Here is a 24,007-nt window from a genome sequence, read left to right as displayed (position 1 = left end):
TCACAGGGCGTAGGGGCGGATCTGGACCAGCCGGAAGTCGCCCCGCTCGGTCATCAGCCACTCGATGTCCAGCGGCCGGTCGACGTCGGCCGCACTGAAGTGGGACTGCAGCAGCCGCCCGGTCAGCGACAGGTCGGCGAGGCGGGCGCGGGTGGCGGCGGGCAGCCCGTCGCCCCACGAGCCGAGCGCGACGGTACGCCCGCCGCCCTCCACCACGTTGTACAGGTACTGCTGCGGCAGGACCGATCCGTCGACGACCTGTTCCGGCGAGCCGGGCGAGCAGTTGAGGTAAACGTTGCGGAAGTCGCCCCGGCGGGTCGGGTCGCACGTCACGAGGACACCGCCGAGCGAGGCCGGCACGTACTCCTGGATGATCACGCCCATGTACGTGTCGTCGAGGGAGATCCCCACCTGGTGACGGAGCCGCACGCTGCGGGGCGACACCAGGGAGGCCCACACCTGGCGTACGGCGTCCAGGAGTTGACCGGTGCCGTGCACGGTGGTGACGGAGTCGTAGACCCCGGCCGCGGAGAACCCGGGAAGGTCCTCCGCGTTGGAGGAGGAGCGCACCACGAGGCGTCCGCTCGCGGCCGGCGCGGTGGGGAAGGCCTGACTGATCTGCCGGGTGACAGACTCGGGTACGGGCGTGTGCCGGATCAGCTGCTGGAGCTGGAGACAGAGCGAGTCGAGGACGTCGCTCGCGTCGAGTTCGAGCGCCATCTTCAGCTTGCCGATGCCCTGTTGCAGCGCGGGCGACGAGGCGAGGAAGTGCTGCTGAAGGGCGAAGGGGAGCGCGACGCCCTCCGGGGCGCCGACCGTCGACGCCACGAAGTCGGCCGCGCGGGCGCGGAGTTCGGCCGTGGTCGGGTCCGTGAGGCCGAGCCGGCCTGCGAGGTGCCCGTAGAGGTCCTCGCGCGGCGGCCGGGGCCGCCCGTAGAAGGCGGTCAGATCGGCGGTGCGGCTGTCGAGGACGTGGTGCAGCTCGCCCAGGTTGGCGGCTTTGGTGCCGTACCGGTCGCTGTCGGCGGCGCGCAGCCGGTGCAGGGAGAGCACGGGGGCGTCTTCGAGCAGCGGGGGTTCGAGGCGGATGCGCTGCTGGTGCCAGGCCGGCGCCCGCAGCTCCGGCTCCGTGTCGAGGCGCTCCAGGGATATCTCTTCCTCGCCCACCCGGTAGCGCACCCACGCGCCGTCCAGGGCGTCCTTCTCGACGAGTTCCTCCAGATCGCGCACGATCGCGTTGGGTATACCCCAGCCGGAGGCCAGCACGTTGGTGTGGGAAAGCGGTGTGATAGGCGCGGTGTTGAGGAATCCGGCCACCCGGGGCACGTCGTCGGGCAGACACGGCATCGCCACGATGTCCGCCCAGCCGAGTCCGGCCTCCGCGGCCGCGTACTGCGCGCTGTCGCGGAAGTACCGCAGCCGTCCGGTGGCCTCACCCGGGTTGAGCGGAGTCCGTACGCGCGAGCCGAAGAGTTCGTGGCTCAGGATGCGCGGCACGCGCAGTTCACTGATCGCGGCCAGCTCCTCCTCCTGGCCGTGGTTGGCCGGCTTGAGCAGCACCGGCAGCCTCCCGTCGACCCGCTCACGCACGAACTCGTAGAAGAATTGCAGGAGTTCACCGTTCATGGTGTCGGCCTCGGTCGTCTCCAGGACGAAGAAGGTGCGCTCGCGGCCCTCCGCTTCCCGCTCGGTGTGCAGGGACAGCACCCCGAGCAGGAAGCGGCGCGCCGGGTCCATGTAGACGGAGGCGTTGAACGCGTCGAGGTCCGCGTCGAGTTCGGCGAGTTCCATGCCGAGGACGCGGGTGGCTATGTAGTTGACGTGGAAGGGGTGGGCCGCCGTGTCGAGCAGGTGCCAGGTGTCCTCGGCGCGGTCGACGACGACCTTCAGGTACGGATGCCCCGCGAGCACCCCCGACAGGGTGCGGAAGAGCGGCAGGGACAGGTTCTCGCCGACGACCGTACGGTCCGTGGCGGGCTGGGCGGCCCCGGCGAACAGCTGCGCGGTCATGCGGAGACCTCCTCGGGTCCGGCGGCGGGAAGGACGTGGGGCAGCGCGTCGACCAGCGTCTCGAAGTCGTGCAGCACGGTCCGTGCGTCGGTGGCCGAGAGCAGACACAGGGCGGCCATGGTGTTGGCGCCGGCGGCCGGGTCGTAGACCGGCACGACACTCCCGTCGGCGAGCGAGCTCTCCGCCACCACCGAAAGGTCGCTGCCCCGGCTCAGGGGCACCTCCTTGGCGACGGCCGGGAAGTCCCAGACCTTACGGCCCTGCCAGGCCTCACCCCGGCCGTCGACCGCGAGCACGACGAGCGAGCCCGCCGCGCCGGCCGCCTGCGCCGGCGTGAGGGACCGCTCGGGCCACTCGACCGTACGTCCGAGCAGGTGGTCGACAAGCATGCCGACGAGGTCGAGCCCGAAGACGTCCTCGATCTGCGGCACCGTCATCGCGCCACCGAACCGGGCGGCCGTCTCGATCAGCCACATGCTGCCGTCGGCGCCGAGCTTGATCTCGGTGTGCGTCCCGCAGTCCCGCAGACCGAGGGCGTCGACGGCTTCGCGCGCGAGCGCCACCACCCGGTCCTGGGCGTCCTGCGACAGCAGGGCGGGAGTGATGCCGGCGCGTTCGGTGAACGGCTCGACCGTGGGCATCCGGCCGCTGAGGCAGACCGGGTGGAACGCGCCGTCCGCTACGACCCCCTCCACGCTGACGTAATCGCCCCAGCCGGGCTCGTCGAACCAGTCCGCCGCGGTCCCCGTCACGATCTCCTCGACCACGAAGTGCCCCTGAGCCTCGGCCACATGCAGCTCCGCATACCCCAACTGCGCCGATGCGGCCATTACTTCACGCGAGCGCCGCCAGGCCTCGGCCACCTCGTGCGGGGCGCGGATGACCTGATGCGCGGTGGAACCCGCGCTCCAGGCCGCCTTCAGGAGCAGCGGGAAGCGCAGCACGCCGGCCGCCTCGTGCAGATCGGCCTCCGTGGCGACGGCGCGGAACTCGGGCTGCGCCAGACCGTGCTCCCGCCACGTGCGGCGCATCAGCCGCTTGTCGCGGGCGAGCGACGCGGCGCCGCCCGCCCCCGCGAGGCCGAGCTCCGCACACGCCTCGGCGACCGCGACAACCGCGTACTCGGAGAAGGTGAGCACTGCCTTCGCGCCCACTTCCTCGGCACGGGTGACGATCAGGGACACCAGGTCGGAACGTTCCGCCTCGCCGGGCGTCACGACCGAGGCGCACAGTCTCCGGGCGGAGCCCGCCACAGAGGGAGGAAGAGCGCTGAGCGCCAGCAGGTGCACCTCCGCCCGCGCGGCCGTCCGGGACAGGACGTGACCGAGCGGGGGACCACCCTTGGCATGCACTAACAGCACCTTGCTCACTGAAGTTCGTCTCCATTCGTCGTGTTGGTCGCGTCGGATCGCTCGCGTCGTGCCGGTCGCGTGGCGGGCCGCGGTGCCGTACGCGTCGCGCGAGTCGTCCTGTGCGTCGTACGTGTCGTCGGATGCGCCCGGGTGGGGACCGGTGACGCGCATCGGGTGCGGGGACACCCCGGCGTATGTGTCGGAGCGTGGTCACCCGCACACTCAAGGGGACCACGCGACAGACGCCCGCGACACCACAGGGGACGCCTGCCGTTCAGGCAAATGCCTGAGTCGCAGGCCGCGTTGGCGACCGCGAACGTTCTCCGGGCACGCGCCCCGGCCGCCACTTCGGCCGAGAACCGGGCATGCGCGGGACCGGGGCGGGATACCCATCGCTTTGTGACAGTGCGTCAGCCAACTGCGTACCGCATGCATACGGACGGAGAGACCGCTGTGAACGACTCCAGCTTCAAGGCACTCCTCGAAGACCTTCCCGTCTTCTGGTGGGAGGTGGACGAACCGTGGCAGGTACGGGAGCGCGGAGGCGGCGCCTTCGCCGACACCGGCACCGCGCAGCGCTTCCTCGACCGGATGCGCCAGGAACTCGCCGCCCCCGGACACCCGCCCCAGGACGGCCGCTGGCAGGCCAGATTCGACGGGCGCACCTTCGACGTGAGCTGGCCCCTCGACGAGAGCCCCGCCCCCAGCCGTACACGCGGGCTCGCCGTCGAGGTCGACACCCACCCCGACGCACCCCGCCGCTACGCCGCCTTCGCCGACCTCGTCGACCTGGCACCCGCGGCCGCCTTCATCCGGGACCGCCACGGCCGCTACCTGTGGGCCAACCACGCCTACGCGCACCTCTACGGAACCGTTCCCGAGGACGTCGTCGGCAAGTTCATCGAGGACCTTGACGCCCCCGCCGAGTCCGTCCAGTTCCGCGCCCTCGACCAGGAGATCCTCACCCGGGGCACGCCGGTGCGCCACACCCTCGACTACCGGCGCCCCGACGGCAGCGCCGGCCAGGCCGTGGGCCACCGCTTCCCCGTCCGGGAGAACGCCCACACCTGTGTCGCCGGGATCTACGTCGACATCACCGACCATCTACGGGCCACAATCCAGCGGCAGGAGGCCGAGGACAGCCTCCAGGCCCTGCGCGACCACAGCGGCCTGCCCTGCGCGCTGCTCTCCGCGAACGGGCGCGTGGTGGAGGCGAGTTCGGCGGCCGCCGAACTGTTCCGGCTGAGCCTGCCCGACCTGGTCGGCCGCCGCGCCCACACCCTGCTCGCGCCCGAGCCCGGCCTCGACCCGCTGCACCGCAAGTGGAACGGGCTGATAGCGCGCCGCACCCGACGCGTCGAGACGTACGCGGTGCTCATCGACGCCGAGGGACGCCAGCGCCGCGCCCAGCTCCATCTGACGACGGTGGGCCACTCCACGGCCCGCGCCCGCCATGTGTGGGCCGTGGTCACCCACCAGAGCCTCGCCCACGATGCCCATCCCGCGCTCACCGCCGCGCAGGTCCGCATCCTCTCCCTCCTCGCCGAGGGCAGCAGCAACGGCGACATCGCCACGTCCCTGAACCTGTCCCGGCAGACGGTCGACTACCACCTGAGCCGCCTGCGCGCCTTACTGGGCGCCGCGACCCGCCCCGCGCTCGTGGCCCGCGCCTACGTCCTCGGGATCCTCGCGCCCCGGGCCTGGCCTCCGCGCTCGGCGACGGCCGCCCACCCGCTGAGCACCGCCTGACCCCTTCGCGGCGGGCTCCGCCCATTCATGGGGTTCCTGCTGACGGGATGGGGCACTCGGGGGGCATCAACCGGATAGAGGAGATGCCATGTTGGCCATAGGCGCGGCGGTCCTGTTCGTGATCGCGTTCCTCATCAACGCTGCGGACATGTCGACCAACCATGTGTTCACGTCCACCAACGTCATGCTGCTCGGACTTGCCGCGCTGGCCCTGCACGTGGCGGGCATCGGCGCGGGCTGGTCCGGCCGCCGCCGACGCTAGGGGGTGTCTGGCGGGTGCGCCCGTCCGCAAGGCGGGTGCTTGGCCCGTAGTGGGGAGGGCCGCCTGACGACCCGCCCCACGCTCGTCCCGAGGGCGGCGCCCGACGATCCGCCCGACGCCCGACCTGAGGGCGGCGCCCGTCTCCTCCTCCCCGGGGAGCCGTGGACGCCGCCCTCACGCGCGTGGGCCGCGGATGGGAGCCGGCTCTCGTCCGCGGCTCGTGCGGCCCTTTAACGCATATGTCATGTCCCCGCACTTGTAGCCGCTCCGGAACTGGACAGAGCATAGAAGTGCGCAGAAAACTGGGGGGTCGCTTTTCTGGGGGCGTGCGTGGTTTAACTCGCAACTGCTTCATGCTCCCGCGCGCCCGAGCGACAACCGTATTCCGTCGGGGCATCGGTGATAAAACTGTCGTTGTCCCACTCGTCGGACGGTGTTAAAAGAACAGAAAGGTGGCGTCATGATGGAAGGCGTCAAGCGGATGATCGCTCTCGGTGCAGCTACTGCCGCACTCGCCGGGGGAGTGGCTTTCTCCTCGGTCGGTGTCGCTGAGGCGGCGCCGCAGCACACGGTCGCGGCCGCGTCCCACGGCAAGGAGAAGTGCCACGTGGTCAAGGGCTACTGGACGAAGACCTGGCACAAGGCCACGCGTGACCGGCACGGCAAGGTGCACCCGGGGTACTGGACCAAGACCTGGCACAAGGCGCACAAGGTCTGCCACCGCTAAGCCCGCCGGGCTCGCGCAAAGAGTTGGCGAGCCGGCGCTCAAGAGGTCATAAAAAACGGCACGGCGTCACTCGTCGGAAAACCCGACGGGCGGCGCCGCGCCGTTTTGCCGTGGTGCATTTCTGTGAATTGACTGTGCTTGACGCCGGGCGGATGGGGCTGAAGGTGCGGCAGGGCTGGAAGCGTTTTATTCCAAAACTTGACCCCTTGTTCTGCAACCGCCGGAGAAAATGCGCCGCGAGGGGGTGCCGTTCTTGCCGTCTTGCCGGGGAATGTCTATTTCCGGGTCCGATATGCGGGTCCGATTCGGATTCGGGGTCCGATTCCGGATCGGGCGCAGGGCGCGGGTCGGTGGGGAGGGCTGGGTGCGAGCACTCGGTGGGGAGCACTCGGCGTCGAGCGGGCGGGTGGCGCCAGGCGGGGGGCTGCGCCCCGCGCCAGGCGGGGGGCTGCGCCCGACCTATTGTTACGACAGCTTGATAAGCCTATTGTAACTATCCATGGACCATGCCATACCTGCCACGGAAGACCCGAGGGACCCGAGGGACCCGACGGGCGCGACGGGCGCCGCCGGTGTGCCGGGTGCGACGGGCGCGGACGACCCCGGTGAGGTGGCGGCGACGCTGCGGCTGGCCGTCGGCCGGATCGCCCGCAAACTGCGGCGGACCCATGCCGTGGGCGACACCACCCTGTCCGAGGTGTCCGTACTGGCCCGCCTGGAGCGGGACGGGCCGGATTCGCCGGGAGCGCTCGCGGAGCTGGAACGCGTCCGGCCCCAGGCCATGGCCACCACGCTGGCCGCGCTCGAACAGCGCGGGCTCGTCAGCCGAGAACCCGACGCGTCCGACCGGCGCCGCGTGGTGATGACGGTGACCGAGGCCGGCCGCACGGTGATCCTGGACCGGCGGTCGGAGTCCGTACGAGGCCTCGCCCACGCGATCGAGGCCGAACTCACCCCCGCCGAACGACGCGAACTGGTGGCGGCCCTGTCGCTGCTCGAACGACTGGCGGAGCGACTGTGAGCGGCAACGGGCCAACATCCAACAAGCCCTCGGGCAAGGCCACTTCGGGCCCCGGAGGCGACGGCGGAAAGGCTGACGGCGAAGGACCCGGCGCGCCCCGGGAACGGGACGACCGCTACAAGTGGGTCGCTCTCTCCAACACCACCCTCGGCGTGCTGATCGCGACGATCGACGGCTCGATCGTGATCATCTCCCTGCCCGCCATCTTCCGCGGCATCGGACTCGACCCCCTCGCCCCGGGCAACATCGGCTACCTGCTCTGGATGATCCTCGGCTATCTGCTGGTCTCCGCGGTGCTCGTCGTCTCACTCGGACGCCTCGGCGACATGTTCGGCCGGGTCCGCATGTACAACATGGGCTTCGCGGTCTTCGCCTGCGCCTCGCTCGCGCTCTCCCTCGACCCGTTCAAGGGCGGCAGCGGCGCGCTGTGGCTGATCGGCTTCCGCGTCGTCCAAGCGGTCGGCGGGTCGATGCTGACGGCGAACTCGGCGGCCATCCTCACCGACGCCTTCCCCACCCGGCAGCGCGGCATGGCGCTCGGCGTCAACCAAATCACCGCCCTGGCAGGCCAGTTCCTCGGGCTGATCGTGGGCGGCCTCCTCGCCACCGTGGACTGGCGGGCCGTGTTCTGGGTCAGCGTGCCGATCGGCGTGGTCGGCACCATCTGGTCGTACCGCAGCCTGCGCGAGACCGGCAGCCGCAGGCCCGGCCGGATCGACTGGATGGGCAACCTGACATTCACCGCCGGCGCGGGCGCCCTGCTCGCCTCCATCACGTACGGAATCCAGCCCTACGGCGGCCACTCGACCGGCTGGACCAACCCCTTCGTGCTGGGCGGACTGAGCACAGGCGTCCTGCTCCTCGGGGTCTTCTGCATCGTGGAGACACGCATCGCCGAACCCATGTTCCGCCTCGGCCTCTTCCGCAACCGGGCATTCGCGGCCGGCAACATGGCGGCGCTGCTCACCGCGATCGCCCGAGGCGGCATGCAGTTCATGCTGATCATCTGGCTCCAGGGCATCTGGCTGCCACTGCACGGCTACGACTTCGAGCGCACACCGCTGTGGGCCGGCATCTTCATGCTGCCGCTCACGCTGGGCTTCCTGATAGCCGGGCCCGTCTCGGGCTATCTGTCGGACCGCTTCGGGGCGCGGCTCTTCTCCACCAGCGGGCTGCTCCTCGTGGCCTGTTCCTTCGTCGGACTCCTGGCCCTGCCGGTCGACTTCTCCTACCCGGCCTTCGCGGGGCTGCTGCTTCTCAGCGGGGTCGGCCAGGGCATGTTCTCGGCGCCCAACACGTCGGCGATCATGGGAAGTGTCGCGCCGGAACAGCGCGGAGTGGCGTCCGGCATGCGCTCGACGTTCCAGAACTCCGGCACCGCCCTGTCGATGGGCCTCTCCTTCTCGTTGATGATCGTCGGCCTCGCCGGTTCGCTGCCGCACGCACTGAGCGGCGGCCTCCAGGCACAGGGCGTACCGGCGGGCACGGCCGAGCAGGTGGCGGGTCTGCCGCCGGTCAGCACCCTGTTCGCCACGTTCCTCGGCGACAACCCGATCAGCCATCTACTCGCGCCCAGCGGGGTTTTGGACACCCTGCCCGCGCACAACGTCGCCGTCCTCACCGGGCACAGCTTCTTCCCCGCACTGGTTTCGGGCCCCTTCCACGACGGTCTCGTCACGGTGTTCGGCGTGGCCACGGTCATGTCCCTGGTGGCGGCACTCGCATCGGCACTGCGGGGCCGGCGGACTTCCGCCTAGCCGTACGTCACGACGGTTCGCTGTCAGCTGTCAGCTGTTATCTGTCAACTGCCCGGCGTCGGGTGCCAGTTGTCAGCGGGCCGGTCGCCCAAGTCGGGAGCCAGACCGGCTCCGGGAGCTTCGGCAGGGTCGCGAGGTGGTCGACGATGCCGCGCAGCCCGGGATGCGGACTGGTCCGGGGGAGGAGGAGCGAGAGCGGATAGGCGATGGCCGGATTGACCAGGGGAATGCGGCGCAGATCGTAGGTGGCCGGCCAGATGTACCGGTCGCGCGCCCCCACCAGCGTGGCCACGTCCGCCGACTCGGCGAGGGTGTCCAGGAGCACCTCGTCGCCGAAGTGCGGGCCGGCCGCGTCGATACGCAGGTCGAAGTCGGTGGCGAGCTGATCGTAGAACTCCGCCCATTCGCTGCGCGGCGCGATGCCCGGCAGCCAGATCCGGTGCTTGCGCAGCTGCGCCGGTGTCAACCGCCGCGCGGAGGCGAGCGGGTGGCGCGGGCCGACGAGCAGTTCGAGGGGGGAGTGGAACGCCGGGACCATGCGTACACCGGGCGGGAGCAGGGCGGGGTCGGTGACGGACCGGAACGACGCGTCGACATCGCCCGCCTCGACGGCGGCGACCGCCGCCCGTGGGTCGTCGACCCGGAGAGTCACCACGTCGAGATCGGTCCCGGGATGAGACCGCCAGTACGCGTGCAGCATGACGGCCTGGGCGCTGCGCCGGCCCAGGACGTCGATGCGGAGGGCACGGGAGCCCGGCCTGACCGCCGCGACGGCCCGCTCGACGCCGCTGACGACCGTGCGCGCGTGGGGCAGGAACGCCTGGCCGTCGAGGGTCAGCTCGACCCCCCGGGTGGTACGGGCGAACAGGCGTACCTCCAGGGCACGCTCCAGAGCGGCGATCCGCTTGGAGATCGCCTGCTGGGTCACGCCCAGCTCGTCGGCCGCCTGCTGAAACTGCCCGAGCTCCGCGGCCCGGACGAACGATCGCAATGCCTCGGTGTCCACCGGGCCACTCTAGGCGTACCCAACCAAAGGTTGTGATGGTCGGCCCCCCAGTTGTCCCACCACGGCCCGCGCCCCTTGCGGTACGCCGCCTCTGTCAACCGTTGGTTGTCACCGACCCAAGCCCAGCAGAGCCGAAGCGGGTTGGACGCACGACGGGACCGGACAGTCAACGAGGTGCCATGGGACGGTGCCGCCCCGGGACCGTCCGCCCCCGCGGTCCCGTTCGCTGCCCCGGGGCCGACCCACCGCCCCGTCCCGTTCGCTGCCCCAGGGCCGCCCGCCGGCCCGTCCCGTACGTGGCCCCGAATGAGTGGACTCGCCACGCCGCGGCTCGCAGCCGGACGCGCACCGAGGCGTCGGTGGTCATGCTGCGTTCCGACCGTGAGTGTGCTCGTGACCGTGACTGAAAGAGGCGTTCTTCATGCGTCGTATCCCCCGCCGTCGGCCGCTCGCCGCCACGCTTCTGGTGGCATCCGTGCTGGCCTCCACGCCGCCGGCTTCCGCCCTGCCGGGCCACCCCGCGCGTGCGGCCCGGGACTACCAGGACGACCGCGAGCACGGCGGACTCGGCACGGAGCTCACGGCCCGGCTGGACAAGACCATCGCCGAGGTCAGGCGGCAGGCGAACATCCCGGGTGTCATCGTCGGACTGTGGATGCCGGGCAAGGGGAGCTACATCCGCGCGACCGGCGTCGCCGACACCGCCACCCACAAGCCGATGGCCGTCGACTCGTACGTCCGGATCGGCAGCGAGACCAAGACCTTCACGGTCACCGCGCTCCTCCAGCTCGTCGACGAACACCGCGTCCGGCTCGACGACCCGATCGCCAAGTACATCGAGGGCGTCCCGAACGGCAGCCGGATCACCCTGCGCCACCTCGCCGAAATGCGCAGCGGTCTGTTCCCGTACAGCTCGGACCCGGACTTCAACCACGACCTGCTCAGCAACCCGGAGCGCTCCTTCACGCCGCAGGAGTTGCTCGCGTACGGCTACAAGCATGACAACACCGCGGCGCCGGGACAGCAGTTCCAGTACTCCAACAGCAACCTCATCCTGCTGGGCCTGGTGATCGAGAAGGTCACCGGCCACCGGCTCGCCGACGTCATCCACCACCGGGTGCTCGGCCCGTCCCACCTGAACAACACGCTGTTCCCGCGGGGCGCCGAGTTCCCCATGCCCCACCCGCGCGGCTACACCGACCAGACGCTCAGCGGCGAGGTTGCCGACTCGACGAACTGGAACCCCAGCTGGGCGTGGGCGGCCGGCGCGATGATCTCGGACCTGCACGACCTGCACCACTGGGCGAAGAGCGTGGCGACCGGAGAGCTGCTCAGCCGCCACACCCAGCAGGAGCGGCTCAAGACGCTGCCGACGGGCTTCCCCGGCACCACCTACGGTCTCGGCATCCTGGAAACCAACGGGTGGATCGGCCACAACGGCTCGCTCCCGGGCTACGAGACCGTGACGGTGTACCTGCCCGCGCGGAAGGCCACCCTCGTCGTCATGATCAACACGGATATCACCGTCCAGGGCCAGGAGCCGTCCACGCTGCTCGCCCGCGCGATCACGGGGGTCGTCACCCCGGACCACGTCTACGACGGCGCGGTCGTGGAGGGCTAGGGCCAGTCAGCCGGAAGCCGAAGTCCGGGCCCGCAGCGGGCCCGGACTTCGGCGCGTCGGCCTCGGCTACGGGGCCCGGGCCTCTTCGCGTCGGCTCGGCCACGGGGCGCTGCCCTTCCGCCTCAGCTCGGCTGCGGGCTGCGGGCTGCGGGCTGCGGGCTGCGGACCACGGACCACGGACCACGGACCTACGGGCCCCGCCCGTTGCCGGCGGCTCGGTGAGCGCCGGCTCAGACCTTCGCCCGGGTTTGGCAGCGGGACATAGCGGTCATACGGCGAAAGCGATGCCCACGGGTGGGGGGCCGGCGAGTACCGGCCATGACCAGCGGCCTTCCCGGCCGGTCGGACGGCCACCCGTGACGCCCACCCGTACCTCCCCGTATTTCCCGTACTCCCCGTACCTCCCGACGCACGAGGAAAGCCCGAGCACCGACGTGAGCACGCAGACACAACAGCCCGCGCCCAACGCGCCCGACGCCCCGGCCACGCTCAAGCGGGCGCTCGGCACACCCCTGCTGTACTTCTTCATCCTGGGCGATGTCCTGGGCGCCGGCGTGTACGTCCTCATCGGACAGGTGGCGGCGAAGTCCGGCGGCGCGGTGTGGGTGCCCCTGGCCGTGGCCCTCGGTCTCGCCCTGCTGACCGCGGCCTCCTACGCGGAGCTCGCCACGAAGTACGCCAAGGCGGGCGGAGCCTCGTACTACGCGAAGCTCGCCTACGGACCGTTCGTCGGATTCTTCACCGGGTTCTGCATGCTCGCCGCCGGCATCGTCTCGGTCGCGGCGCTCGCGCGGGGCTTCGGCGGCACCTACCTCACGGCCTTCGTCAACCTGCCCATCGCCCTCGTCGCCGTCCTGTTCCTCGCGGCTCTCGCCCTGCTCAACGCGCGGGGCATCAGCGAATCCACCCGCGCCAACGTCGTGGCCACGGTCATCGAGACGAGCGGTCTGCTCCTCATCATCGGCCTCGGCGTATGGCTCGTCGTACGCGGCGACGGTGATCCAAGCCGGCTCGTCCAGCTCGGCACCCCGACCGATGGACCGGTGGCCGCGGCGCTCAGCGGCGCCGTGCTCGCCTACTACTCGTTCGTCGGCTTTGAGACGTCCGTGAACGTCGCCGAGGAGACCCGCAACCCGCGGCGCGCCTACCCGAGGGCACTGTTCGGCGCCCTCGGCACGGCCGGACTCGTCTACGCGGCCGTCGGCGCGGCGGCCTCCGCGGCCGTGCCCACCGGTGTCCTGGCCCGCTCCGACGGCCCGCTCCTCGAAGTCGTCCGGGCGGCCGGCGCCGTCCCCGAGTGGCTGTTCTCGGCGATCGCGCTGGTCGCCGTGGCGAACGGAGCACTGCTCACCGGCATCATGTGCTCACGCCTCGCCTTCGGCATGGCCAGGGAACGCCTGCTGCCTTCCTTCCTCACCCGGGTCCTGCCCCGGCGCCGCACGCCGTGGGCCGCCATCGCCGCCACCACGGCGCTGTCCCTGCTGCTCGCGCTCACCGGCTCCATCGAGACCCTGGCCGCGACCCTGGTGCTTCTGCTGCTCGTCGTGTTCTTCACGGTCAACACGGCGGTCCTGGTCTTGCGCCGTCGGGACCACTCCGGGAACCCGGACCACTTCCGCGCACCGGCCGTCATCCCGGTCCTGGGCGCCCTGTCGTGCGTCGTGCTCGCCACCCAGGTGGACCGTGAGGTGTGGCTGCGCGGTCTGGTGCTGCTCGCGGCGGGCGCGGTCCTCGGGCTCGTCGCGACCGTGGTGTCCCGCCGCACGGACACGACGACGCGCTGAAGGCCGGAGCGCGCGCTCCCACGCCGACCGGTTGCGGGCGGGGCGGATCCGCGTTGTCGTGAACGGAGGGGCCCCGCCCTGCCCACCACCGCCCGAACCGTCCCCGCGCCCTCGCGCCCCGCCCCGTCGCGCGTCTCGTGCACCTCGCGTACTGCGTGCGTCTCGTGTGAGAACACCGTCGGCGGGAACCGGGAGAGCGGTGGAACACCTCGCCCGCCCCACATCCACGGGAGCAGCAGCATGAACCCTCGACGGAATCGTTTCGCAGGCCACACCGCCCTCGTGACCGGGTCCTCTCGCGGCCTCGGGCTGCTCATCGCCAGGGAGCTGGCCGCCCGCGGCTGTCGCGTCATGCTCTGCGCGCGGGACGCCGAGGAGCTCGCCGCCGCGGAACGGAAACTGCGGGCCACCGGGGCCGACGTCGCCTCGATCCCCTGCGACATCACCGACGCCGATGCGCCGCGGCGACTGCTGGACGCCGTCCACGACCGGTTCGGGCCGCTGGACGTCCTCGTCAACAACGCCGGGATCATCCAGGTGGGCCCGATGGAGGCCTTCGAGGAGAAGGACTTCCGCGAGGCCATGGAGACGATGTTCTTCGCCCCCGTGCGGATCGCCCTGGCGGCCCTGCCCGACCTCCGCGCGAGCCGGGCCGGCACGCTGGTGACCATTTCGTCGATCGGCGGCCGGATCGCCGCCCCGCACCTGCTGCCGTACGTCACGGCGAAATTCGCCGCCGCCGGCTTCTCCCAGGGACTGCGCGCCGAGCTCGCTGGTTCGGGCGTCAGCGTGACCACGGTGTTCCCGGGCCTGATGCGGACCGGTTCGCACACCGCGGCCCGCTTCCACGGCCGCCCGGGCGCGGAGTACGGCTGGTTCGGCGCGGCGGCCACCCTGCCCCTGCTGTCGATGGACGCCGAGCGCGCGGCCAGGGCCGTGGTGCGCGCGGCCGAACGGGGCCGGCCCGAGCTCGTCCTCACCCCGGCCGCCAAGGTCGCCGTACGGCTGCAAGGTCTGGCGCCCGCCTCCATGACCCGTCTCCTTTCGGTGACGGACCGCGCGCTGCCCGGCCCCGGGCAGCACCCTCGGCGCGACGTGTCCGGCGCCGAGGCCGCCGGCCGGTCCGCGCTCCCACGCTGGGTCACCACGCTCGGGGACCGCGCAGGCCGACGATGGGGCGAGCCCAGGCCGCACAACTAACCTTCGCCGCAAGCAACTTGGGGTGACTGAGCAGCCTGAACCGTGCTTGGTGCCTGGTGCCTTGCTCCCTGTGCTGCTGGACACCCCCACGTTCGTCAACGAGACCACGCGGGAGCAGGACGTCGTGGTTGCACGCGCCAGGACCGCGGCACTGCGCGGCCGCCACGAGGAAGCGACCCCCCTCCCCGGACCACCCCAACGGCGTTGCTACGGAACCAACTTGAGGCCTCCTGCGTGAGCGCTCCGACGTGAGCCCTCAGGATCCTTCCGCCGCCTCGGCCACGGTCGCGATCACCGGCGTGCCCGCCTCGATGGTGCGGCTGACCGTGCAGAGCCGGTCGTGCGAGGTCTTCACGGCACGGGGGAGGATCGCGCGGGCGCGGTCACCCGAGGGGCCTTCCGGGAAGGCGACGGTGAAGGTGACGACGAGGTCCGACATCCGGTTGCCGCCCTCGTCCTCGACCTTGTCGCCGGTCACGGAGAGGGAGAAGACGGACGGCTCGGTATGGCGGCTCGTGGCGACCTCCACGTCGGCCGCGCTGCAACCGCCGATCGCCGCGAGGAAGAGCTCGACGGGGGTGAAGTCGGTGCCGGAGCCGGTGCCGAAGGTCAGTGTGCCCCCGCGGGTGTTGGTCGCGGTGAACCGGCCGGGGCCGGACCGCTCGATACTGACGGAACGCAGCGAGTTGTCGGTCATGACGACGACGGTAGCGCCACGCCGGACCGACGGTCGGCATGCCGCGCCCCGCCCGGGCCCGCAGAGGTCGGCATGCCGCGCCCCGCCCGGACCGCCCGGGTTCGGCATGCCGCGCCGGGTCGGGGCTGGCAGGCGCGACGACGGGCCGCTACACCCGTGCCGCGCTCACGACCGGCTCTCGGCCAGAGGTGGCGCCCCCGCCCCGGTGTAAGGTCCGCGCATTCCCGGCCGCGTGATGGGTACGCCCACACCCGTACGCGGTGTCACAGAAGTGGACCACGAGCGAAAGGTGTTGGACGTGATTCGAAAGCTGCAGGCCGTCGCGTTGGACTGTGCCGATCCGGCACGGTTGGCGGAGTTCTACGCGGAGCTGCTCGGCGGCCGCGTGGTGGCGGACCCGGACGACCCCGACTGGGTCGAGGTGCACGGGTTCGAGGGCACGCCGCTCGCCTGTCAGCGGGTGGACGGATATGTGCCGCCCGAATGGCCCGGCCAGCAGCGCCCGCAACAACTCCACCTGGACTTCGACGTGGACGATCTCGACGGGGAGGAGAAGCGGGCGCTGGCTCTCGGCGCGACCGTCCTGGAGCGGACGGACCAGCTCCACGCGGACGCCAACTGGCGCGTCTACGCGGACCCGGCCGGCCACCCGTTCTGCCTCTGCTTCCACTGAGCCGACCCGCCGGGCCACCCCGCCGGGCCGCTGGGACGGCTCGGCGGTCAGCCCGTTCAGCCGGTTGGTCGGTTAGTCACCGATCGTCAGCCGTCAGCCGTCAGCCGTCAGCCGTCAGCCGTCAGCCGTCAGCCGTCAGCCGTCAGCCGTCAGCCGTCAGCCGTCAGGACGGGACCACGCACCGGGGCGTGGGCACGGTCACCCGGAACAGCACCTCACCGACGCGCAGGGTCCGGCCCACCCATGCATCCTCCAGGAAGCCGGTCGCATCCAGTACGGCGTACGCGCGATCCCGGCCACGCCGTGTTCGGCGACCCACATCTCACGTCCGTCCTCGCCGAGCATGGACTTGACCGGATGGCGGCGCAACGCCGTCACAGTTCCCACGTGGTGATCATGCGGCGGGGACCCCAGGAGGGACAAGAGTCGTCCGTGGCCCGCTGAAACCCCTTGCAGAGGACGGGAATTGCCCACTTTCGAGGGACAGTACGGCACGACGTGACCTCGCTACGATCGGCGGCACTCCGGGGCCATGAAATTTCAGCGGCGGGGAATGTCTCCCGGCGCGGGGTCCGTGGAGGTGCACGGGGCGCGGCGCCAACCAGGGCTTCGCGCCGCTCGGGTCAAGGAAGGCGGCAGACGATGGCGGAGTACGACAACGGTGTACGGGCCGACGCGATCGCGGGTGCGACATGGGTGAAGGCGACGGCGAGCGATGCCTACAACGACTGCGTTGAAATTGCGCGGCTGCCCCGGGGCGAGGTGGCGGTGCGCAACTCCCGCTTCCCCGACGGCCCCGCGCTGATCTTCACCTCCTCCGAACTGGCGGCCTTCCTCGACGGAGCGAGCAAGGGCGAGTTCGACGGCATGGTTGGCTGAAATGCCGTAGCCGTGGGTTGTGGTGGCCACCGTGGTTCCTCAGGATGGGCGCGTATCGGCGAGGGACGCCGTGCGCTGGAGGAGTCAGGGTGGCCGTACGCGTGCTTGATCCCGTTCCGGAAGAGGGATCGGAGGACCGTCTCTCGGGCGTGGCACCACCGGCCCGTGTGCTGGGTCTGCGGCTGAGCGCGATGCGAGCCTCGGTGAACATGCTCGGCAGGGACGTGGTGGCCGCCGGGGCGATCAGTTCGACGTCGATGCTCAGCCGGTACGAGACGGGCAGCAGGGACGTCAAGCCCGACCTCGCGACGGTGCTCGGGCTCGCCGAACTCTACGGCCACGGCGACAAGGAGTCGCTGTGCACCCTCACCCGCCTCGTGGACGATACGAATCAGCGCCGGTGGTGGACGGACTACAGCGACGTCGTCGACGCGTCCCTGCACCAGCTCATGATCGTCGAGAGCGCCGCCAACGAGATCCGCACCTACTCCGGGTCCCTGGTGCCCGGGCTGCTGCAGACACCCGAGTACGCCCGCGCCGTGATGCAGGTCCCCTACACGGGGAAGCCCGACCACCCCGCCATCAAGCGCCGGTGGGAGGTGCGGCGCCGGCGTCAGGAGATCCTGGAGCCGCCCGACGCCCCCGACTACTCGGCCGTGATCGCCGAATCGGTGCTCCGCGCGTGGGTGGGCGGACGCAAAGTGATGCGGGGGCAACTACGGCATCTGTTCAACCTCGCGGAGAACAGCGACCGGGTGCATATCCGCGTCTTCACCGACCGCGCGTGGGAGAACGTGTGCCCGCTGACGGTCGCGATGACCGTGTTCAAATTCCCGGCGCCGGGCGATCCGGACCTGGTGTACCGGGAAGGGATGAACAGCGGCGGAGCCTGGCTGAGCGAGGCGGCCGACGTCGATCTGCATGCCGCGTCGATGCTGGAACTGATCCAGCACAGCCTCGGCAAGGAGGACACGCTGATTCTGCTGGACCAGCTCATCAGAGGCTTCGCGGACCCGCCCCGGAGCTAGGGGTGTCTGACGGATCAGGGTCGGTCGGACACCCCCTGGGTCCAGCCTGGACAGGACTGGGGTCCGTTGCGAAAGTGCTGGTTACATCCACTCGTTGAGGACTCCCAGCACGGTCGCCCTGTAGAGGACTGCGAGCTTGTCGTACCCCAATGGCTGGAGCTCGGTGGCGCTTGAGGCGGTTGATCCCGCACTCGACCGCGTGCCGCTGCTCGTAGTCGTCCTGGTCGAACTCGGGCGGCCGTCCGCCTTGCCATCCGCGCTTGAGGCGGTTGCGGACGCGGTTCGTCGGGACCTTGATCCGCTTGCTTGAAGTGCACTCCAAGGCCATAGCGTTGAGACATCGGAACCAAAACCCCCCGCGTCGACGCATCATCCCGCACGATCAACTGAAAAGACGGCAAGTGGTAGACAGCCAATTCACAACGCATGCAGAACTTTTCGATCTGCGTGGAAAGCGCGCGCTTGTCACCGGTGGCACCCGAGGCATCGGAATGATGATCGCGCGGGGCCTTCTGCAGGCGGGCGTCCGCGTGGTCGTCAGCTCACGCAGCGCAGAAGCGTGCGCTCAGGCGCAGGAACAGCTTTCCACATTTGGTGAGGTGTGGGCCATCCCCGCCGACCTGTCCCGCCACGACGAGTGTCGGCGACTGTCCGACCTCGTCACCGCCGACTCGGAGCGTCTCGATGTCCTCGTCAACAACGCGGGCGCCATGTGGGACGAGCCGCTGGCTACGTTCCCAGACGCGGCCTGGGACACGGTCGTCGACCTCAACCTGAAGTCGCCGTTCTGGCTGATCCAGGCGCTGCTGCCCGCACTTCGCAGGGCGGGTACCGCCGACGATCCCGCGCGGATCATCAACATCGGTAGCATCGCCGCCATCCACGTCCCCCAGCGGCCCAACTACTCGTACTCCAGCAGCAAAGCCGCACTGCATCAACTCACCAGAGTGCTCGCCAGGGAACTAGGACCGCAGCACGTCACCGTGAACGCCGTGGCGCCGGGGGCGTTCCCGTCGGCGATGATGGCTGCGACCCTCGATGAGTTCGGCGAGGCGATCGCGGCGTCGGCCCCGCTACGCCGGATCGGCCGTGACGACGACATGGCGGGTGTCGCCGTGTTCCTCGCCAGCCGGGCAGGCGCATACCTGACGGGCGCCGTGATCCCCGTCGACGGCGGCATCGCCACAACCGCTTAGGCCGCCCAGGGCGCGTATCGACCGTGCTGGTTACAGCCACTCGCTGAGGGCTGCGACCAGCACGGTCGCCTCGCGGCGGACGGCGAGTTTGTCGTATCTCGTGGCCACGGCCGTGTGGCGTTTGAGGCGACTGGTGCCGCACTCGACCGCGTGCCGGGCCTTGTAGTCCTCGGCATCGAATTTTGGTGGTCGTCCGCCGCGCGAGCGTCCGAGGCCGTGGTCGTCCGGCTCGACCGCGACGCCGCAGGGCGCCTCGCGTTGCAGGTCCCCCTTTTCCGCGCCCCGGCGGCGTGCTGATGGGCCCGGCACAGGGCCAACCACCCGCCAGCCGCGTCCCCAACCTCACAGGGCAACACACCTAGGGCGTACGACCTTGCCGACCCCGCCGTACTCGATCCACTCCTGCGTGGCCTGCCGCGGCGCGATGTCGGTGTCCGGGTACCAGGTGGACACCTCGACGGGCGCGTCGGCCTTCTGCGGGGCGAGGCCGTCGAAGTAGCGTCCGACCTCGGCGGTCGAGCGCACCCGGCCCCACGTGCCGCCGGTGGTCTGCCGCATGAACTCCGTCACGGTATCCCGGAGTTGGGCGTTGTCGCTGGTCAGCTGCGAGACGACCAGGAAGCTGCCGTCGGGCAGCCGGTCGGCGACATCCTTGACCAGCTGCCAGGGGTCGTCGTCGTCCGGGATGCAGTGCAGGACGGAGACGAACAGGGCGGCCACCGGTTCGCCGTCCTCCATCAGCCGGCGGACCTCGGGGCGCTCGAAGTTCCCGTCGACGTCCCGCATGTCGGCTTCGATCACGGCGGTGGTCTTCAGGTCCTCGGCGAGCATGAGACGGCCGTGCGCGTGCACGAGCGGGTCGTTGTCGATGTAGACGACCTGGGCGCCCGGCTGGGTCTCCTGCGCGACCTGGTGGACGTTGGGGCGGGTGGGCAGCCCGGATCCATGGTCGAGGAAGCGACGGATGCCGCACTCCTGGGCGAGATAGCGCACCGACCGTACGAGGAAGGCCCGGTTGATGAGCGCCAGCTCCCGGGTGCTCGGCGCCATCTCCAACAGCGTCTGGCACGCGGCCCGGTCCGACGCGTAGTTGTCGGTCCCGTTGATGAGGAAGTCGTACATGCGCGCCACGCTGGGTGTGCTGACGTCGATGGAAATGGCTCTCTCCCCCTTCAGGCGCAGCACCGGCCAACCGGGCTGCGGTCACTGCCAGTTGACAGGAGAAACATGCTAGGAGCGAGGGCCGGTGCCGACCAGTGCGCTCAAGGGTGACATGGGCGCACGGGGGAGCAAACCAGACGCGGTGGAACGGGGTGGGAACGGAAGCGGCATGCGTCCGGTCGCGATCGGTCACTCCTTGTCGCCGCGGCCCCCTTCGGCTAAGGGCACGCCGGTACGGGTGGCGAGGAGTCGTATCGCGCCGCCGAGCCGAACGGTGAACTCCGGCACCTCCATCCCCATCACGGCCGCCGCCTCGTCCAGGGGCAGGCCCAGCCGGTAGCGGAGCACCAGCATGTCCGTATCGGCCGGCGTCAACAGGGCGGCCATCGAGGGGCGTTGAGCCCGCGCGGCTATCCGCCCACGGACCAGTGACCAGCATGCCGCGGCCGGGGACGCCTCCCGCAGGACGAGGTGCCATCGGGCGGCCACGCCCTGAAGAGCGGCGCGGACGGTGAGGTCCGCGGCCTCGGCACTGGTGAGCCGAACCCGCGCGTACCGCACATAGACACCCTCGTACCGGGCGCAGAACGCGTCGTACGCCATCTGCTGAGCGCTGGACGCGGCCCGTGACGGGGGGCCTTCGAGGCGGGGATGGCGCGCGAGCGCGCCTTGGGTGCGGGGCGGGATGGTGCGGTGTCCGGACGGGGGGTGGGGTAAGTGGCCCGAATCCATCGGGACTCCTCGCGGCAGCGGCGGACGGGGACAACCGGTGGGGCCGCCCGGCGGTTCTGGCACGGGGGCGCACAACGACCGTGCGGCGCCCGCACCTTGACCGAAAACCGCGGGGCGGGTGAGAGGGCGCCGGTCCTGCCGTCGCCAGGGGGGCTCAAGCACGGTGGGCCGGCGCCCGGGGGTCCTAGAGGCGCCTGACGCGCAGATAGGTGACCGTCGTCCGGTCCGCCCAGGCCATCGGCGCGGCCATCATCAGGGTCTCCGGTGGCAGCCCCTTCCACACCACTCCCGCCATCGTCGCGGTCACCAGGACCGAGGCCCATCGGGCCGTGACGGCGAGCATGCCGATCACGGCCGTTCGGGCGATCACCTGGAGCGGAATGCTAAGGTCGGGCCGCTCCGGAAGCAGCGCGGCGAACTTCCGGTAGACGCGTTCAAGCACGTCGTCCTCCTAGAGATGGAACCGTGGGAACGGACGCGTCAGGGCTTCGAGTCAGGCGACCAACCCCTCGGAGCCCTTACTCATGTCCGGGCCCCGAACACAATCAGCACCGGGGCCGCCTCGCCATCGCGGGAAATCCCTGAAAGCGGAACGAGCACTCCCACGTCACCTCCGCCCCACCGCCCCGCGCCGCCACGCGCCGCCACAGAGCTGTCGTCGGCGATCGGTGAAGGGCCGAGCCGATCGCCGACGGTCACGATCGGTCAGGAATGAGCATGGTGTGCGCGGGTGGCCAGAAGGCTTGTGCAAGCCGGTCCTTACGCACGCGCCCCTGTTCAACCCGAACGTATGAACATGGGAACACCGTCACCCATCGCGTCCGCAATTTCATGTGAGGGAGGGGCGGGAGTGGGGTTGGATGGCGAGGGCTCAGCCTTCCGCCGACCTTGGAGTGCCGCATGCGCGTTCGCCGGATCGTTCCCAACTTCCAGTCCGAGGGGCAGGCCCTCGCCGAGAGTTCCGACTTCTACGGTGTGCTCGGCTTGGAGGAAGTGATGAACCACGGCTGGATTGTCACGCTCGCCTCCACGGAGAATCCCGCCGTGCAGTTGAGCCTGATGAGCAAGGACCTGTCGGCCCCCGTCACCCCGGACGTCAGCGTCGAGGTCGAGGACGTGGACGCGGTCCACCGGGCGATGGTGGAGCGCGGAGCCGAGATCGTCCACCCGCTGACGGACGAGGAGTGGGGCGTACGCCGCTTCTTCGTCCGCGATCCGAACGGCCGCGTGGTCAATGTGCTCGGCCACCGGCAGTAACCGGACAGGCCCTGGAAAACACCGGGACAGGTTCCAGGGACAGCCGGACACGTTCTAGGGGGAAACGGACAGCGTTCCTAGATAGGCGCCGACGGCCGCTTCCGTGCCGGACAGCGGGAACCGGGCGCCCAGTTGTCCGTCCGGACGGATGACGAATCCGGTGGGTCCCTCCGGGCGGTAGAGCCGGGCGAACTCGCCTGCCGCGTCCACATATCCGGGAACGGGCAGCCGGGAAAGGTCCGACAGGGGCGGCGCGCCCCCGGGCGCGGTGGAGGCCGCCTCGGCCGCCTCCTGGGCGACGACGGCAACCGTCCGTGTTTCGGTCCGCCCGCCGCCGGCGCCGGCCGTGGCAGCCAGGGCAGCCGTGGCCGCGGTCACGGCAGCGGCCGCCTCAGCCGGGGCCGCCGTATCGGCGGGATCACTGAGATAGAGAACGACGACGTGCCCCGCGCACCCGCGCACGATGTCGAGCAGCCGCAGTCGGTACGTGGCCAGGGGCGCAGCGGTCAGTCCGGCACAGTCCGGGGCGCGGTCGCCGGGCTGGGGCGCGTCGTCGGGCCCGTAAGGCTTGGTACCGAGCGGGCCGTCACGGTAGCCCACCAGGAGCTGGGCCTCGCGGACCATGGGGAACTTCGGGTCGTCCTCGTCGGCGTCCACACGGCCGCTGCTCGTGGTGTGCCGTACGGTCGTCTGCCCCACGACCTCCTCGCCCACCGGGCGCCGCTCGGCGTCATAGCTGGTGAGCAGGGCCGGGGCCGCCGCCCCCTGGACGACGAGGGCGAGCTTCCAGGCCAGGTTGCAGGCGTCCTGGATGCCGGTGTTCATGCCCTGGGCGCCGGTGGGCGGATGGATGTGAGCCGCGTCGCCGGCGACGAAGACGCGTCCCTCGCCGTACCGGTCGACGATGCGGTGGCTGATGCGGAAGACCGAGGACCAGCGCATGGCGGAGAGGGTCGCGGGGGTGGGCGAGAGCCGGTCGACGACGGCCCGGATGTCGGACAGCTCCGGGACTCGGGCGCCTCCGAGCCCGTGGGCCACCTGGTCGACGGCGGGCACCACGGCCGTCCCCCTCGTCGCCCCGGCGGGGTTCCGCACGTCGTCGGGCTGTCCTGGCGAGCCGCGGCGCGCGAGCTCGTCGGAGAACCCGGGGGGCGTCAGCATCGACAGGCGGTAGCGGCCGGCGCCCGGCAGCGGCACACACACCAGCGCGTCGTCGAAGGAACCGTCCGCGGCGCGATGGGTGCAGCGCACACTGTGCCCGCGCGGCATGTCCCAGTCCACTTCGACATCGGCCAGCATGTACTCCTGGGGGAACGCCCCGCCCTCGAACGACAGCCCGAGCCCTTTGCGTACGGTGCTGTGCGCGCCGTCGCACCCCACGAGGTAGCCGGCCCGGACTTCTTCCTGCGCTCCGGAGGCGGCGGTCAGACGCGCGGTCACACCGTCCGCGTCCTGCTCGAAGGAGGTGAGTTCCGTGCCCCGCTCGACCGCCGTGCCGAGGCCCGCCAGGTACTCCTCCAAGAGGCGCTCGGTCTCGTACTGGGGCAACGCGGCGAATCCGTACGGGACTTCGGGCGGCAGCTCCAGGACGATGCGGGGCTGCTCGACGCCGTTCACGTACGCGCGCTGACCGCGCAGCGGCACCGAGGCCTCCAGGATGTCGCGGATCAGGCCCATCCGGTCCCAGATCTCCAGCGTGCGCGGCTGGATGCCGACGGCCTTCGCGTAGGGGAGCCGGGCCGGCAACCGGTCGATGACGCGACTGCGCACTCCGTGCCGGGCGAGTTCCGCCGCCGCGCTCAGACCGACCGGTCCTGAGCCAACGATCAGTACGTCGGTGGTGTCGGTGTGTGCCACGGGTACCTCCCGGCCCCTCGGGCCCCCGGACGCGATCC

The 24,007-nt window shown here is 70.8% G+C and carries 21 protein-coding genes and 1 pseudogene; 13 read left to right on the top strand and 9 right to left on the bottom strand.

Annotated features, from left to right (window positions below; all coding sequences use genetic code 11):
• Both AB0D31_RS09680 and AB0D31_RS09675 read right to left on the bottom strand, forming a co-directional pair.
• Nucleotides 1-2,010: a PEP/pyruvate-binding domain-containing protein gene (locus AB0D31_RS09680; RefSeq protein ID WP_362719430.1), complete on the bottom strand. Its 2,010-nt coding sequence runs from the start codon at nucleotides 2,008-2,010 to the stop codon at nucleotides 1-3.
• Nucleotides 2,007-3,380, bottom strand: coding sequence for an ATP-grasp domain-containing protein (locus AB0D31_RS09675; RefSeq protein WP_362719520.1), 1,374 nt, complete (start codon nucleotides 3,378-3,380; stop codon nucleotides 2,007-2,009). Before AB0D31_RS09675 ends, AB0D31_RS09680 begins: the two co-directional genes overlap by 4 nt.
• A 435-nt stretch (nucleotides 3,381-3,815) precedes the next feature.
• Between AB0D31_RS09675 and AB0D31_RS09670 the strand changes: the two genes are divergently transcribed.
• The 5 genes from AB0D31_RS09670 to AB0D31_RS09650 all read left to right on the top strand — a co-directional run bounded on the left by AB0D31_RS09670 (nucleotide 3,816) and on the right by AB0D31_RS09650 (nucleotide 8,878).
• Nucleotides 3,816-5,111 carry a PAS domain S-box protein gene (locus AB0D31_RS09670; RefSeq protein ID WP_362719428.1) on the top strand — a complete coding sequence of 432 codons (1,296 nt, stop codon included), beginning with the start codon at nucleotides 3,816-3,818 and terminating at the stop codon, nucleotides 5,109-5,111.
• A gap of 88 nt (nucleotides 5,112-5,199) precedes the next feature.
• Nucleotides 5,200-5,373, top strand: a complete 174-nt coding sequence (locus AB0D31_RS09665) for a hypothetical protein (protein ID WP_267057763.1) — start codon at nucleotides 5,200-5,202, stop codon at nucleotides 5,371-5,373.
• Nucleotides 5,374-5,833: 460 nt separating this feature from the next.
• Complete coding sequence (locus tag AB0D31_RS09660) at nucleotides 5,834-6,100, top strand: hypothetical protein (protein WP_362719425.1); 267 nt, start codon at nucleotides 5,834-5,836, stop codon at nucleotides 6,098-6,100.
• A gap of 499 nt (nucleotides 6,101-6,599) precedes the next feature.
• The gene (locus AB0D31_RS09655) at nucleotides 6,600-7,121 is read left to right on the top strand and encodes a MarR family transcriptional regulator (protein WP_362719423.1); all 522 of its coding nucleotides are present in this window, start codon (nucleotides 6,600-6,602) and stop codon (nucleotides 7,119-7,121) included.
• A 152-nt stretch (nucleotides 7,122-7,273) separates the two neighbouring features.
• On the top strand, nucleotides 7,274-8,878 hold the full coding sequence (locus AB0D31_RS09650; protein ID WP_362719517.1) for an MFS transporter: 1,605 nt from the start codon (nucleotides 7,274-7,276) through the stop codon (nucleotides 8,876-8,878).
• A 37-nt stretch (nucleotides 8,879-8,915) separates the two neighbouring features.
• Here the strand turns inward: AB0D31_RS09650 and AB0D31_RS09645 are convergent, their stop codons facing one another.
• Nucleotides 8,916-9,884: a LysR family transcriptional regulator gene (locus AB0D31_RS09645; protein ID WP_362719420.1), complete on the bottom strand. Its 969-nt coding sequence runs from the start codon at nucleotides 9,882-9,884 to the stop codon at nucleotides 8,916-8,918.
• Between the two features lie 421 nt (nucleotides 9,885-10,305).
• Between AB0D31_RS09645 and AB0D31_RS09640 the strand changes: the two genes are divergently transcribed.
• The 3 genes from AB0D31_RS09640 (at nucleotide 10,306) to AB0D31_RS09630 (ending at nucleotide 14,489) form a co-directional block, all read left to right on the top strand.
• Nucleotides 10,306-11,505, top strand: a complete 1,200-nt coding sequence (locus tag AB0D31_RS09640) for a serine hydrolase domain-containing protein (RefSeq protein ID WP_362719417.1) — start codon at nucleotides 10,306-10,308, stop codon at nucleotides 11,503-11,505.
• A gap of 434 nt (nucleotides 11,506-11,939) precedes the next feature.
• Nucleotides 11,940-13,289 (top strand): APC family permease, encoded by a 1,350-nt coding sequence (locus tag AB0D31_RS09635; protein WP_362719414.1) that lies wholly within the window; start codon nucleotides 11,940-11,942, stop codon nucleotides 13,287-13,289.
• 282 nt (nucleotides 13,290-13,571) lie between these two features.
• Nucleotides 13,572-14,489 carry an SDR family NAD(P)-dependent oxidoreductase gene (locus AB0D31_RS09630; protein ID WP_362719411.1) on the top strand — a complete coding sequence of 306 codons (918 nt, stop codon included), beginning with the start codon at nucleotides 13,572-13,574 and terminating at the stop codon, nucleotides 14,487-14,489.
• Between the two features lie 256 nt (nucleotides 14,490-14,745).
• On the opposite strand, the gene AB0D31_RS09625 is transcribed toward AB0D31_RS09630, so the two are convergent.
• Nucleotides 14,746-15,186 carry an OsmC family protein gene (locus AB0D31_RS09625; RefSeq protein WP_362719408.1) on the bottom strand — a complete coding sequence of 147 codons (441 nt, stop codon included), beginning with the start codon at nucleotides 15,184-15,186 and terminating at the stop codon, nucleotides 14,746-14,748.
• 298 nt (nucleotides 15,187-15,484) lie between these two features.
• Here AB0D31_RS09625 and AB0D31_RS09620 point away from each other — a divergent pair, with 298 nt between their 5' ends.
• The 4 genes from AB0D31_RS09620 to AB0D31_RS09605 all read left to right on the top strand — a co-directional run bounded on the left by AB0D31_RS09620 (nucleotide 15,485) and on the right by AB0D31_RS09605 (nucleotide 18,962).
• Entirely contained in the window at nucleotides 15,485-15,859 is a 375-nt protein-coding gene (locus AB0D31_RS09620; protein ID WP_362719405.1) for a VOC family protein, read from the top strand.
• Nucleotides 15,860-16,501: 642 nt separating this feature from the next.
• Nucleotides 16,502-16,738: a DUF397 domain-containing protein gene (locus AB0D31_RS09615; RefSeq protein ID WP_362719402.1), complete on the top strand. Its 237-nt coding sequence runs from the start codon at nucleotides 16,502-16,504 to the stop codon at nucleotides 16,736-16,738.
• An 89-nt stretch (nucleotides 16,739-16,827) separates the two neighbouring features.
• Complete coding sequence (locus AB0D31_RS09610) at nucleotides 16,828-17,766, top strand: helix-turn-helix transcriptional regulator (protein ID WP_362719399.1); 939 nt, start codon at nucleotides 16,828-16,830, stop codon at nucleotides 17,764-17,766.
• 401 nt (nucleotides 17,767-18,167) lie between these two features.
• Nucleotides 18,168-18,962 (top strand): SDR family oxidoreductase, encoded by a 795-nt coding sequence (locus AB0D31_RS09605; protein ID WP_362719514.1) that lies wholly within the window; start codon nucleotides 18,168-18,170, stop codon nucleotides 18,960-18,962.
• A 30-nt stretch (nucleotides 18,963-18,992) separates the two neighbouring features.
• Here AB0D31_RS09605 and AB0D31_RS09600 read toward each other — a convergent pair.
• The 4 genes and pseudogenes from AB0D31_RS09600 to AB0D31_RS09585 all read right to left on the bottom strand — a co-directional run.
• Nucleotides 18,993-19,166 (bottom strand): annotated as a pseudogene (locus AB0D31_RS09600) (IS5/IS1182 family transposase); the annotation flags it as partial.
• A 138-nt stretch (nucleotides 19,167-19,304) separates the two neighbouring features.
• Nucleotides 19,305-20,114: an SAM-dependent methyltransferase gene (locus AB0D31_RS09595; protein ID WP_362719511.1), complete on the bottom strand. Its 810-nt coding sequence runs from the start codon at nucleotides 20,112-20,114 to the stop codon at nucleotides 19,305-19,307.
• A 198-nt stretch (nucleotides 20,115-20,312) separates the two neighbouring features.
• Nucleotides 20,313-20,855, bottom strand: coding sequence for a hypothetical protein (locus AB0D31_RS09590; protein WP_362719397.1), 543 nt, complete (start codon nucleotides 20,853-20,855; stop codon nucleotides 20,313-20,315).
• Between the two features lie 184 nt (nucleotides 20,856-21,039).
• A complete protein-coding gene (locus AB0D31_RS09585) occupies nucleotides 21,040-21,297 on the bottom strand; it encodes a hypothetical protein (protein WP_362719394.1) in 258 nt (85 codons plus the stop codon).
• Nucleotides 21,298-21,755: 458 nt separating this feature from the next.
• On the opposite strand from AB0D31_RS09585, the gene AB0D31_RS09580 reads away from it, so the two are divergent.
• Nucleotides 21,756-22,112, top strand: coding sequence for a VOC family protein (locus AB0D31_RS09580; RefSeq protein WP_362719391.1), 357 nt, complete (start codon nucleotides 21,756-21,758; stop codon nucleotides 22,110-22,112).
• Between the two features lie 54 nt (nucleotides 22,113-22,166).
• Here AB0D31_RS09580 and AB0D31_RS09575 read toward each other — a convergent pair whose 3' ends face one another.
• Nucleotides 22,167-23,969, bottom strand: a complete 1,803-nt coding sequence (locus AB0D31_RS09575) for an FAD-dependent monooxygenase (protein WP_362719388.1) — start codon at nucleotides 23,967-23,969, stop codon at nucleotides 22,167-22,169.
• Nucleotides 23,970-24,007: the final 38 nt, after the last annotated feature.

Origin of the sequence: Streptomyces sp. NPDC048361 (assembly GCF_040651795.1) — a bacterium.
In the GTDB taxonomy this organism is placed as follows: domain Bacteria; phylum Actinomycetota; class Actinomycetes; order Streptomycetales; family Streptomycetaceae; genus Streptomyces.
Note: the sequence above shows the minus strand (reverse complement) of the source record. Positions and strands in the feature narration are given on the sequence as shown.